General features: G+C 74.4%; 11 protein-coding genes. 2 read left to right on the top strand and 9 right to left on the bottom strand.

Annotated elements, in window-relative coordinates; translation table 11 throughout:
- Positions 1-32 precede the first annotated feature (32 nt).
- The 3 genes from ACZ4AA_RS24340 to ACZ4AA_RS24330 all read right to left on the bottom strand — a co-directional run bounded on the left by ACZ4AA_RS24340 (position 33) and on the right by ACZ4AA_RS24330 (position 4,092).
- On the bottom strand, positions 33-1,094 hold the full coding sequence (locus tag ACZ4AA_RS24340; protein ID WP_467606436.1) for an ATP-binding protein: 1,062 nt from the start codon (positions 1,092-1,094) through the stop codon (positions 33-35).
- Positions 1,095-1,360: 266 nt separating this feature from the next.
- On the bottom strand, positions 1,361-3,457 hold the full coding sequence (locus ACZ4AA_RS24335) for a phage holin family protein (RefSeq protein ID WP_467606432.1): 2,097 nt from the start codon (positions 3,455-3,457) through the stop codon (positions 1,361-1,363).
- Between the two features lie 155 nt (positions 3,458-3,612).
- Positions 3,613-4,092: a hypothetical protein gene (locus tag ACZ4AA_RS24330; RefSeq protein WP_467606427.1), complete on the bottom strand. Its 480-nt coding sequence runs from the start codon at positions 4,090-4,092 to the stop codon at positions 3,613-3,615.
- A gap of 84 nt (positions 4,093-4,176) precedes the next feature.
- Here ACZ4AA_RS24330 and ACZ4AA_RS24325 point away from each other — a divergent pair, with 84 nt between their 5' ends.
- A complete protein-coding gene (locus ACZ4AA_RS24325; RefSeq protein WP_467606423.1) occupies positions 4,177-4,950 on the top strand; it encodes an MBL fold metallo-hydrolase in 774 nt (257 codons plus the stop codon).
- 41 nt (positions 4,951-4,991) lie between these two features.
- Positions 4,992-5,609, top strand: a complete 618-nt coding sequence (locus ACZ4AA_RS24320; RefSeq protein WP_467606645.1) for a DedA family protein — start codon at positions 4,992-4,994, stop codon at positions 5,607-5,609.
- A gap of 66 nt (positions 5,610-5,675) precedes the next feature.
- Here the strand turns inward: ACZ4AA_RS24320 and ACZ4AA_RS24315 are convergent, their stop codons facing one another.
- From ACZ4AA_RS24315 to ACZ4AA_RS24290, 6 genes are all read right to left on the bottom strand, one after another.
- Positions 5,676-6,788, bottom strand: a complete 1,113-nt coding sequence (locus tag ACZ4AA_RS24315) for an MBL fold metallo-hydrolase (RefSeq protein ID WP_467606419.1) — start codon at positions 6,786-6,788, stop codon at positions 5,676-5,678.
- Positions 6,785-8,032 carry an aminotransferase class I/II-fold pyridoxal phosphate-dependent enzyme gene (locus ACZ4AA_RS24310; protein ID WP_467606417.1) on the bottom strand — a complete coding sequence of 416 codons (1,248 nt, stop codon included), beginning with the start codon at positions 8,030-8,032 and terminating at the stop codon, positions 6,785-6,787. Before ACZ4AA_RS24310 ends, ACZ4AA_RS24315 begins: the two co-directional genes overlap by 4 nt.
- Positions 8,033-8,258: 226 nt before the next feature.
- Positions 8,259-9,347, bottom strand: a complete 1,089-nt coding sequence (locus ACZ4AA_RS24305) for a hypothetical protein (protein WP_467606412.1) — start codon at positions 9,345-9,347, stop codon at positions 8,259-8,261.
- 327 nt (positions 9,348-9,674) lie between these two features.
- Positions 9,675-10,469, bottom strand: a complete 795-nt coding sequence (locus ACZ4AA_RS24300; protein WP_467606406.1) for an RNA polymerase sigma factor SigF — start codon at positions 10,467-10,469, stop codon at positions 9,675-9,677.
- Positions 10,470-10,685: 216 nt separating this feature from the next.
- Positions 10,686-11,264 (bottom strand): TIGR03086 family metal-binding protein, encoded by a 579-nt coding sequence (locus ACZ4AA_RS24295; protein WP_467606402.1) that lies wholly within the window; start codon positions 11,262-11,264, stop codon positions 10,686-10,688.
- Positions 11,261-11,503: a DUF6158 family protein gene (locus tag ACZ4AA_RS24290; RefSeq protein WP_467606397.1), complete on the bottom strand. Its 243-nt coding sequence runs from the start codon at positions 11,501-11,503 to the stop codon at positions 11,261-11,263. The genes ACZ4AA_RS24295 and ACZ4AA_RS24290 overlap by 4 nt, the downstream gene beginning before the upstream one ends.
- Between the last annotated feature and the right edge of the window lie 73 nt (positions 11,504-11,576).

Genomic DNA, 11,576 nt, shown 5'->3' with positions numbered 1-11,576 from the left:
CTTGGTCTCGGCTCCGGGTCCACGGGAACGGCTCACCGCCGCGCCTCCACCAGACGCGGCATGTCCCGGGCCGCCTCCACCAGGAACCACGCGGGCAGGACGGGATTGCCGTCGGCGTCCGAGGCGATGACGCTCTGGGCGACCTCGACGGATATCTCGGCGAGCTGGACGAGCAGGGACTTGGCCCGGTAGGCGGTCTGCCGGACGCTCGCCGGGATGTGGTCCCGGCCGGCGGGGAGTTCCTTGACCAGCCGGCCGCGGAAGGACTCCGCCAGGTAGTGGAGAAGGTCGCGGTCCTCCATGCGGGAGGGCCAGCGTGCGTCGCCCTTGAGGATGGCCTCGATGCCGAAGCGGCTGCGCACGATCTTGACGTAGCCGCAGAACGCGACCGCGTGAGCGGGCGTCAGCGTGCCGTGGGCGATCACCTTCAGGGTCTGTTCGTCGACCGCGTCGCCGAAGGAGCCCAGCGCGTCGGAGAGCATGTGCCAGGAGCGCGGCGTGGAGAAGGGCGCCTCGGTCTTCGGCGGCTTGGACCACAGGTGGTCGGGGCGGTCGGTGAGGTGGTCGAGCACCCAGGGGTGGATGTCGTTCGCGGCGGCCCAGGCGAGCCAGTCCTTCGGAGAGGCCTCCAGATGGACGTGGGTGAGGCGGTTGACCAGGGCCGAGGCGATGGGACGGGCCAGCGCGTTGTCCGTCGAGCGGTTGCCCGCGCCGATCACGATGGACCCCTTCGGCAGCTCGTAGTCGCCGATGCGGCGGTCCAGGATCAGCGAGTAGAAGGCCTTCTGCACATCGGGGGTCGCCGCGTTCAGCTCGTCCAGGAAGAGGCAGTACGGCTCGTCGCGGGCGATGGCCTGCGGCGGGCAGAAGACGGAGCGCCCGTCGCGGATCTGCGGCACGCCGATCAGGTCCTCGGGCGCCAGTTGTGTGCCCAGCAGACTCACGCACTCCAGCCCGAGCGATTCGGCGAACTCCCTGACCAGGGAGGACTTTCCGATGCCGGGGGCGCCCCAGAGGAAGACCGGCCGCACGGTGGCGAGACCGAGCAGCAGTTCGGGGACACGGGAGGGAGTGACGGTGACGGCTGCCTGCACAGGCGGACTCCTCGAAGGTGCGAGAGGGGGGAAAGGGGTGGGAGAGCGGTGGGTGCGGTGGAGGTGGCGCGGGTGGGCACGCGTGCGAGAGCGCGGCGTGCAAAGGCGCGGCGTGCGATGCCCACAGTGTGGGCGCGGCGGTCCGGCCGACGCCTCCCATTTTCCGGCGTGCACGACCTCGTCCCGTGGCCTCGCCGAGCCCTGGCCCGTCACCGTCGGCGGCCGCCGCTCATCCCCGGTGTCCCGCCCGCGGGCGGAGCCGCCGTTCAGGCCGCCTGTTCGTCCGGGCGGGCCGGCAGCGGGACTTGGGGGCCGTCGCACTCGCCCAGCCAGCGCCGCAGCACCTCGTGCACCCGTTCCGCGCCGACGAGAGCGGTCTCACGGCCCGAGGGTTCCCTGTCCGCGCCGGCCGGTGCGGAGAGGGTCATCGGGGAGAGGAGGAAGGGGTGCCCCTGGGCTCCGCCGAGGCCGCCGTGCGAGCCGATCTGCTCCTCGAAGGCGAGGACTTCGCCCTCCCCGGGGTCGTACCAGGAGTTGACCATGATGTCGGCGGTGTGCGGGAACGAGTGCGTGCGCCGCACCGCGGCGGCGGCGCCGGGGCCGAAGTCGGCCAGGGGGCCCGGGTGTTCGTCGTCGAGCCGGTCCACCGGCGCCTCGGCTCCGTGCGCGCCGAGCACGAGTCCGCCGTGCTCCTCGCTGCGCACCAGGAGGAAGCCCACGCCGGGGTGGTCGGCGAGCATGGACAGCAACGCGGGATGACGCCGGTCGATCTCCTCCCGGCTCATCCGGTGCGGGACGTCGGGGAAGGAGACGAGACCGAGGTTGCCGGAGGCCAGGACCAGGGGTTCGGAGCCGTGCGGCACCGGTCCGTTCCGTTCCTCGCGCTCCTCGACCGGTCTGCGCAGGGCGGCGCGGACGGCGGTCCGGGCCTCGGCGCCGCTGTGGGTACGCCGGGCCTTGCGGGGCACGGGCAGCCCGCAGCCCGCCCGGACCAGGTTGGCGAGGCTGAGACCGTAGCGGCTCAGGAAGGTCTCTCCCGGACTCTGGCCGTGGTCGGAGAGCACGACGATCCGGTACGGCCGCGGGGCGTGCTCGGCGACCTTCTCGATCAGGGCGAGCGAGCGGTCCAGCCGCTCCAGGATCCGCTCGGCGTCCCGGCTGCGCGGTCCGGAGTGGTGGGCCACCTCGTCGTAGGCGACCAGATCCGCGTAGACCGCGTTGCGCCCGGCGAGCATGTCGCCGATGACCGCGGCGACCACGACGTCCCGCTCGACGACGGTCGCGAAGGCGCGCACGAACGGGTACAGCCCGCCCCGTCCGACCCGGGGCCGCCGCCGCTGGAGCCGGGCCCGGGTGGACTGGCCCGCCTCCCTGAAGACCTCGGCGACGAAGGACATCGCCGTACGGACGGCGTTGGCCGGGTCGGAGAAGTACGCGAAGTACCCCGCCCGTGAGCGGGTGTCCCGTCCCCTGCGCGCGGCCACGGACAGCACGAGGGCGAGCTCGTCGGCACCGCCGCCGAAGAGGTTGCCACGGCTCGCGCCGTCGACCGTGAGCAGGCCCCCGTCTCCGGTGTACGCGACGGCCCGCCGCTGGAGTTCGGCGGCGCTGGTGGGCCGGTTGCAGACCATGACCTCCCGGGTGTCCTTCTCGTACCAGCGGAACGCCGGGACGTCGTGGTTGGTGCCGTGCAGGATGCCGAGCTGGCTGGCGCCGGTCTGGCTCGACCAGTCGGTTCTCCACGGGGTGAGCCGGTGGGTGGGGCGGGGCCCGTCGAGCCATCGGGCGGCCGTCGGCATCAGACCCCCGCCGATCGCCTCCCGCAGCACGTCGTGCCCGACGCCGTCGAGCTGGAGGAAGACCACGCCGGGGGTCGAGGGGCCGGGCCGCCCGGCCGCGCGTCTGCGGCGCCGGTCGGCGAGGCGGTAGAGCCGGCGCCCGTACGCGTCGTCGTCCCGTACGGCGAGGGCGGCGCCGGTGGCCGAGGCGACGGCCGACATGACGGCGGCCACGACCACGGCGGTCTCGGGGGCCGCGTCACCGTGCCCGGAGGGGTTGAGCCGCAGGGCGATCAGCAGCAGCGAGCCGTTCAGGAAGAAGACGAGCAGGCCGAGCACGAAGGCGGGGACGAGCAGCAGCGTCCGCACGAGCAGGGGCCACACCAGCGCCGAGAGGAGGCCGAAGACCCCCGCGCCGGCCGCGGCGGTGACGGCGATCCGGGTCGCGCTGTCCCCGCTCGGCGACTGGAGCCGGAAGTCGGGCAGCACACCGGCGAGGACGAGCATCGTGACCGTGGACACGGCCCACACCGTGATGCTGCGTCCGGCCGCCCCGGCGAGGCGCCGCCACCGTCCCTTGTCCACGCCCAGTCCACCTCACGTCCCGGCCCGCCCGGTCCGCGCGGCCTGCTCCCACCCTGTCACAACGGCCGGAGATCCCCGGAAGTCCCCAAAAGCCGCGAGAAGTCCCGCAGCGGGCTTCCCCGTGGCCCTTCGCCGGGACGCGACCGGGGAAGGGATCAGCGGCCGTCGTATCCGGCCGTCGGCATCGACAGACGGCGGTGGACGCTGGCCTTCATCTGGGCGTCGTACGACGGTTCGGCCGTGCCCACGGTCTCGACGCGGACCCCGCGGCGGGCGCATTCGGCGGTGAACTCCTCCACCGAGGCGAGGGCGCGCTCCAGCACCCGGTGGCTGGGCGCGACGAACAGGTCCACGAGACCGGCCTCGACATCCGCCCACAGACTGCGGTGGTCGGGACGCAGCCCGCGCACGAGGAGTTCCCGGGTGACGACATGGCCGTGCTCGGCGGCCCAGCGGGAGCACATCGCGTACTGGCTGCGGGAGTCGACGAGGAAGGGGTCCTCGTCGAGCTCCTCCAGAGGCGTCAGGCTCGCGATCGCCATGACGCGGAGCGCGGGAGAGTGCGGCGCGGGGCCGTTGCGCTCGTGCGAGCGTGTGAGGGCGTGCGCGCCGGAGGCACCGCGTGCGTCTCCCATGGTGTCCCCCTCACCTCCTGGTTTCGCCGCAGACCCTACTCCTGCCCGTAGGGTCGGGGGGAGTCGTGCGAAGGAGGCAAAGAGGTGCCGGTGGAGATCACCTGGTGGGGGCACGCCACCTGCACGCTGGAGGACTCCGGGACACGCGTGCTCACCGATCCCCTCTTCGCGCGCCGGCTCGCGCATCTGCGGCGCAGGCGCGGGGCGCCGCCCCCTCCCTCGGCGGCGGTCGCCGATGTCGCGCTGGTCTCCCATCTGCACGCCGACCATCTGCACCTTCCCTCGCTGGCGCGGCTGGCCCCGGGCACCCGGCTGCTCGTGCCGCGCGGCGCCCCGCGCTCGGTGCCGGGACTGCGCAAGCTGGACCATCTGCGGCTCACCGAGGTCGCGCCCGGGGACCGCACCCAGGTCGGTGACCTGGCCGTACGCACGGTTCCGGCACGGCACGACGGACGCCGGCTGCCGATCGGACCGCACCGCTCCCCCGCCGTCGGGTATGTGATCGAGGGCGAGGCGCGGACGTACTTCGCCGGGGACACGGGGCTGTTCGCGTCGATGGCCGAGGAGGTCGGGCCGGTCGACGTGGCGCTGCTGCCGGTGGGCGGCTGGGGTCCGTATCTCGGGGAGGGGCATCTGGACGCGGGGCGCGCCGCCGAGGCGCTCGCGGCGCTGCGTCCGCGCAGCGCTGTGCCGGTGCACTACGGCACGTTCTGGCCCATCGGGATGGATGCCGTGCGCCCCTATGAATTCCACGCGCCGGGTGAGGAGTTCGTGCGCCTCGCCGCCGAACGCGCGCCGCAGGTGGCGGTGCATCTGCTGCGGCACGGCGAGAGCGTGCGTCCGGAGGCCGCGCGGTGATCTCCTGGTCCGCCGCGGGGGCGGTGGTTCCCTCGGTCCTGATGTCCACCACGCCGCCGACCGTCCCGCCGGAGTCCACGCAGCAGGCGATCGGCTATCCGTCGCTGTTCCTTCTGGTGCTGATCGGCGCGCTGGTGCCGGTGGTGCCGACGGGCGCGGTGGTGAGTTCGGCGGCGGTGGTGGCCTTCCACCAGACCTCGCCCTTCGCGCTGATGGCGGTGTTCGTGGTGTCGTCGGTCGCCGCGTTCCTCGGCGACATGTCGCTGTACGCGCTGGGGCGGCGCGGTATGGGCTCGAAGAACGGGTCGCGCTGGCTGGAGGCGATCAGGGAACGCGCCCCCGAGGACAGGCTCGCCCAGGCGCAGCGGAAGCTGGCCGACCACGGCATCGCCGTTCTCGTCCTGTCCCGGCTCGTTCCGGCGGGCCGCATTCCGGTGATGCTGGCCTGTCTGCTGGCGAAGATGCCGCTGCGTGTCTTCGCCCGCGGGGACGTCCCGGCCTGTCTGGCCTGGGCGGCGACCTACCAGATCATCGGCATCCTCGGCGGCTCGCTCTTCCCCGAGCCCTGGGAGGGTGTGGTGGCGGCGGTGGCCCTGACCGTCGCGATCAGTGTGGCGCCGGGTGTGTGGCGCAGGTTCCGCCCGCGCGAGCCCTCGTAGGGACGGGGCCGTCGGCCCGTACGAAGGGACGCTCGCCGCCTGTGCCCAGCCGCGGCCGAGGCGTGGTCACTCCAGTACCCGGGAGGCTCCCACCGCCAGATCCCACAGGTTCTCCCGGGCCAGGCCCGCCCGTTCCCAGGCGGCCCGCACCCGCCGCAGGGGTTCGAGGACCGGTTCGGCGGAGAGCACGAACGTGCCCCAGTGCATCGGGGCCATCCACCGCGCGCGCAGGTCGACGGCCGCCTGCACGGCCTCCTCCGGGTCGCAGTGCACATCCCTGAGCCACCAGCGGGGGTCGTAGGCGCCGATGGGCAGGAGGGCGAGGTCGATCCCGGGATGCCGTTGCCCGATGCGGGTGAACCAGTGGCCGTAGCCGGTGTCGCCCGCGAAGTACACTCGCCGGCCCTCGGGTGCCGTGAGCACCCAGCCGCCCCACAGGGAGCGGCAGGTGTCGGTGAGGGTGCGCTTGGACCAGTGGTGGGCGGGGACGAAGTCGAAGCGGACGCCGTCGAGTCGGGCCGCCTCCCACCAGTCGAGCTCGGTGACGCGGCTGAACCGGCGGCGCCTGAACCAGCGTCCGAGGCCGGCCGGTACGAACACCGGTGTGTCACGCGGGAGTCGGCGCAGCGTCGGCGCGTCCAGATGGTCGTAGTGGTTGTGACTGATGACGACCGCGTCCACGTGCGGGAGCGCGCTCCAGGCCACGCCCACCGGGGTGATCCGTGCCGGGGTTCCCACGATCCGGCGGGACCAGACCGGGTCGGTGAGGACGGTGAGCCCGCCGATCCTGATCACCCAACTCGCGTGCCCCGCCCAGGAGACGGCCACCGTCCCCGTGTCCGCGCCCGGCAGCGGTCCCGGCTCGAAGGGGAGCAGCGGGATCTCGGCGAGCCCTTCGGCCCGCGGTCGCGGCGCGCCTTCGCGGGCGAGCCGCGCGAAGGCCCGCAGCCCCGGCAGCGGCGCGGTCAGCCGGTCCACGAAGGAGCGGGGCCAGACGCGCCGCTCGCCGAGCGGTCGGGGGGCGGCGAACGGGTCGGGGCCGGCGAGGGGTTGGGGGCCGGCGAGGGGTGGTGGGGTGAGAACGGCCGGGTGCCCGGGAGCCGGGGCGGCCGGGGGCGCGGGATCGCCGGTGGACCGGGGCGTCGTGCTCGTGGTGGTCGACTCGGACTGCTGCGTCATCGCGGGGGCTCCCGTCGCCGAGCGTCGTCGCGGAGATCGTCGAAGACCGACTCCAACCGGGTCAACGCGCGGTGCACATACGGCAGTTCCAGTGGCGAGGGAGAGGTGAGCGATTCCTCCCGCTCCTCGTCCGTGGAGCCGAGCAGCGGCCCGGTGCCGAGGCGGACCCGCAGCGCGGCGAGGTCGTCGCCGAAGCGGTGTCCGCCCGGCGCGGGCATGCCGAGCCGGGCGGAGAGCCAGTCCTCCAGGTCCTGTGCGTCGCCGACGCCCTGCGCGCCGAGGGCGGAGCGAAGCGGGCCGAGGTCGACGTACAGGTGCCGGCCGGCCCGCGGAGGGCGTACGACGGCCCCCGTCGTACTCACCGCGCGGTGGGCGGCGTCGGCCACAAGCGCGTGCAGACGCACGGCGGCGGTGAGCCGTTCGGTGATCGCGGCGGGCTCGCCGAGCGCGTACGCGGCAGCGGCGGCCACCGGTTCGGCGACGCGCGCTCCGAGCACGGTGAGCACGTCGAGGACACGGGAACGCAGCGAGGCGCCCGCGTCGTTGTCGGGGAAGCGGGCGACGGCGGCCGGCCAGCCCTGCGGCAGGAAGGCGCCCGCGAGATCGGTGATCACGGTGACGTCGCCGGGAAGCATCTCGGCGGGGCTGACCAGCACGGTGTCTCGCGGCTGGTGCAGGGTGTCGCGCCAGGTCTCGTCGCTGACGATGTGCAGGCCCTCGTCCGCCGCGGCCTCCACGGCCTCGTGCACCACCTCGGGCGGCGCGACGGTGGCCGTCGGGTCGTCGGCGACGGACAGCAGCAGCAGCCGCGGGTCGCCGCCCTCCGCACGGACCCTGCGGACGGTCTCCAGGAGGGCGGAGGAGTCCGGGACGCCGCCACACTCGGCGGGCGTCGCCACATGGAACACGGATCTGCCCAGCAGACGTGCCTGCGGCGCCCACCAGGCGGCGCACGGGCGGGGCACGAGGAGGTCGCCGCCGACCGCTCCGGTCAGCGCCAGCAGCAGCGCGGCGGCTCCGGGGGCGGCCGCCACCCGGTCGGGTGCGGCGCGCAGTCCGCGGCGGGTCCAGTAGCCGCTGGCGGCGTCGAGGAGGACGGGGCCGCCGCCGCACGGCTCGGCCTCGGGGCGGCCCGCGGCGGCGGCCAGCACCGACCGGAGCTCCGGCAGCACGGGCAGGCCCTGGTCGGGCAGGGGCGGACCGTAGCGGAGCGGTCCGTGGCTCTCCGGGTCCGTCCGCCGCATATCTGCCTCCGCACCGTGGATACCGCTGTTCCCTGTCCCGGAGCCCGTCCGCCCGTACGGCTCCGGTGTCCTCGTCCCCTCGTACGGGGGCCGCTCGTCCGGTGAGCCGCTCAGCGTCCGGAGGCACGTCGTCCCTGGCTCGCTCCCGAATCCGCTCCCGCTCCCGGGCGTACGCCGGTCACCTCGCCGTCCGTCGTGCCGTCCACCGTGGTCGAGCCGCCCTCCGTCAGGCGCGCCGTCGGCGCAGTCTGTGCAGGTGGTACGCGGCCGTGCCCATCGCCGCGGCGATCAGCGCCCCGCCGGCGACCAGGGCAGGCACCGAGTCGGTGAACACACCGCCCTCGCCGGCCCGTACGCCACGCTGGACCGTGGGCGGACGCTCCCCCGCGCCGGTGCCGGAGCCGGTCCCGTCGGCGGGGCCGTGCGTCGCCGGTGCGCCGCGGGCCACGGCGTACGAGGCGCTCCACTGCTTGCCCTGGCCGCCCGGGGGCGCGGGACAGAACCCGCCGACGTTCCACCGTCCGTCGGCGCCCCCCGTGTCGGGGAGCAGCGCGTCGGGGCCGGCCCTGTCGGGGCCCACCGTGCCGGGAACCGTGGTGTCGGGGCCCACGGCTCCCGGGCCCACGGTGTCGGGAACCGTGTCGGGCCCGACCGCGTCCGGGCCCAGGTCGTCGGGGCCGGTCCCGTCCGGGCCCACCGTGTCGGGACCGACCGTGTCCTGACCGTCGGCGCCGGGGATCAGCGGGTCGGGGACCGCGGGGTCCGCGGCGCCGGGAACGGGTGCCTGGGCGTCGGGCACCGAGGTGTTCGAGCTCCCGGCGGCGGGGCTCACCGCGGCGGCACCGGCACCGGCGGGCGCACCGGCGGTGGCAGGCGCACCGGCGTCGGAGTTCTTGGCGTCGGAGGCGTCGGAAGTGCCCGAGTCGCCCGAGTCGAGGGTGCCGGGGCTCACCTCGTCGAAGCCGCGCCCCGCGTCGGATCCCTGGCCCGCGGAGCCGCCGCCCTGGTCCGGGCCGCCGGACGCGATATGGGCACTGCCGCTGTACGAGGCGGCGCCCGCCGCGCCCGCTCCCGCGCCGTCGACGCGGTGCAGCTGGACCTTGCCCTCCTGGAACCCCTGGGAGCTGGCGTCGATGGAGTCCGGTGGGGTCCCTCCGATCGCGTCGCAGCTGACCGTGACGGTGATGGTGCCGCCGGGTTCGACGGAGCCAGGACTGACGTCCGCGGCCGGATCCGCGACCGCGCCCGACGCGGCGGCGCCGAGAGCGGCGCCGGCCAGGGCGGTGGCGTACAGGACTCGGGCGGTACGGCGCATGAGCGAGGCTCCTTCGGCGGGCTGCGGTCCGAGAGCCACGGCCGTCGTGTCCCTCGGAGCCATCAGAGCCCCCCGTACCGCTGGGCGCGAACGGCCGGGCACCATTCGCGGGACAGCGGGGGCCCGAGCGGGTGACATCCCGGCCGAGCCGGGCGCCGCGCTTCACGGGGTGGATACCGCCCTTCGCCCGGCCGGAGCCGTCCCGCGCGGGCCGGGTATCGCCCGTCACCGGACCGGTGCCACCCCACGCGGGCCATGGCGCCGTCCGCCGCCCGGCCGGAGCCGTCCCGCGCGGGCCAGGTGCCGCCCGTCGACCGCGTCGCCCTCTCAGGCCGCGTCGCGCGTGATCTGTTCGCGCAGGCGGTCGCAGCAGCGGTTGATGAGACGCGAGACATGCATCTGGGAGATGCCCAGCTCGTCGGCGATGCGGCTCTGGGTCATGTCGCTGAAGAACCGCATGTAGAGGATGGCCCGTTCCCTCTCGGGCAGGGCCTGGAGCCGGGGTTTGACGGCCTCGCGGTCGATGACGGTGTCGAGGGCCGGGTCGGGCGAGCCGAGGGCGTCGCTCAGGGAGTAGCCGTCCTCGCCGCCCGGCAGTTCGGCGTCCAGGGAGAGCGCGCTGAAGCTCTCCAGGGCCTCAAGGCCCGTCCGGACGTCGTCCTCGCTCATCCGGGCGTGCTCGGCCAGCTCGGTGACCGTGGGCCGGCGCCCCGGGATGGTCTGGGACAGGTCCTGTCCGGCGCAGCGGACCCGGTTGCGCAGGTCCTGGACCCGGCGCGGCACGTGCAGGGTCCACATGTGGTCACGGAAGTGGCGCTTGATCTCGCCGGTGATCGTCGGCACCGCGTAGCTCTCGAAGGCGTTGCCGAGCTCGGGGTCGTACCGGTCGACGGCCTTGACCAGCCCGAGCGCCGCGACCTGGCGCAGATCCTCGTAGTTCTCGCCGCGGCTGCGGAAGCGGCCCGCGAGCCGGTCGGCCATCGGCAGCCAGGACTCGACGATCTCCGCCCGGAGTGCCTCGCGCCGCTCGCCCGGAGGAAGCGAGGCGAGCCTGCGGAATGCCTCCCCGGTGTCCGGGGCGTCGTCGTGCGGATGGTGCGTCGCGCTCGCTCGAGTTCGCATGGTGCGTCGCAACTCCCTTGATGATGCCGGGGTGATGGGCAGTCATCGTGGGAACGCACTCGTGTTCCGGACGAGTACATCCAGGGCGCGGATGGCCGCTCCCACGGACGTGCCTCCTGTCCGAAGCACTGCAACTGCGTCTGCCCCCCGCCATGCGGGGCAAACACCCTCCGATTCTCCTAGCCGCCGGAACGTCACGTCACGCCGGGGTCCGGGTCAGGGCCTGCGTCCGACCAGACAGAGCAGTTTCGTCTGGACGTCGGCGCCGGGCGGTGGCTCCTCCGCGGGCGCGAACAGCCCGGTCCGCTCCAGTTCCGCCGCGTGCGGGGTGACCTCGCGGACCGCGAACGACAGGAGGTCGCCGGGGAGTCGTTCGTCGGCCCCGATGGCCCGGGACAGATCCCAGCTGTGGACCGTCAGATCGGTGACCAGCTGCGCGCAGTAGTCGCCGGCCGGCATGTCTCCGAACGAGAGATGGACCGTGCGGTCGAGCGCGCCGGGTTCGGCGAACACCGTTCGGGAGGCCTCGGCCGCGGCCTCCCAGGCGGCGACGGGGTCGGGGCCGAGCAGATCACCGTCCAGGCTGTCGCCGACCGCGTCGACGGACGCGCCGTCCCGGACCAGCGCGGGCACCCAGGCCTGCTCGGAGACGAGGTGCCCCACGAGATCGCGCACGCTCCAGGCGGCGCACGGCGTGGGAGCCTCCCACTGGTCGTCGTGGATCGCGTGGACCCGTCGGCCGAAGAGCTCCAGTGCCTCGGCCTGCCGGGCCAGGATCGATTGCGGCTCGTTCATGCCGGCGGCACCCCCGCGGCTCCGCGCTCCCGGGCGCCGTCGCGGGTGCGGCCCGACGTCACGGGCCGGCGCGGGTGGCGGCGCAGATACTCGCCCTCCAGCTGGGCCATGCGCACGTTGTGGGTGTGCAGCGCGTCGTTCGAGCCGTGCAACAGCGTGTCGTGGCGGGTGCGGTGGATGGCCTCCAGCTCTTTCATGAGCTGCTGGTCGTCCAGTCGGCCCGGGTCGACTCCGGTCATGGTGCTACCCCGCTCGTCGTGGCCGTCGGTGCGGTCCGTGCACCCGCCCCGGGCAGTCGCTGCCCCGAGGGGC

The organism is Streptomyces sp. NPDC024698, assembly GCF_055559015.1.
Note: the sequence above shows the minus strand (reverse complement) of the source record. Positions and strands in the feature narration are given on the sequence as shown.

Excerpts from the sequence above, each read along its gene's own strand:
- ACZ4AA_RS24330 (WP_467606427.1), bottom strand. The coding sequence starts at position 4,092 with ATGGGAGACGCACGCGGTGCCTCCGGCGCGCACGCCCTCACACGCTCG.
- ACZ4AA_RS24320 (WP_467606645.1), top strand. The coding sequence starts at position 4,992 with ATGTCCACCACGCCGCCGACCGTCCCGCCGGAGTCCACGCAGCAGGCG.
- ACZ4AA_RS24315 (WP_467606419.1), bottom strand. The coding sequence starts at position 6,788 with ATGACGCAGCAGTCCGAGTCGACCACCACGAGCACGACGCCCCGGTCC.
- ACZ4AA_RS24310 (WP_467606417.1), bottom strand. The coding sequence starts at position 8,032 with ATGCGGCGGACGGACCCGGAGAGCCACGGACCGCTCCGCTACGGTCCG.
- ACZ4AA_RS24305 (WP_467606412.1), bottom strand. The coding sequence starts at position 9,347 with ATGCGCCGTACCGCCCGAGTCCTGTACGCCACCGCCCTGGCCGGCGCC.
- ACZ4AA_RS24300 (WP_467606406.1), bottom strand. The coding sequence starts at position 10,469 with ATGCGAACTCGAGCGAGCGCGACGCACCATCCGCACGACGACGCCCCG.
- ACZ4AA_RS24295 (WP_467606402.1), bottom strand. The coding sequence starts at position 11,264 with ATGAACGAGCCGCAATCGATCCTGGCCCGGCAGGCCGAGGCACTGGAG.
- ACZ4AA_RS24290 (WP_467606397.1), bottom strand. The coding sequence starts at position 11,503 with ATGACCGGAGTCGACCCGGGCCGACTGGACGACCAGCAGCTCATGAAA.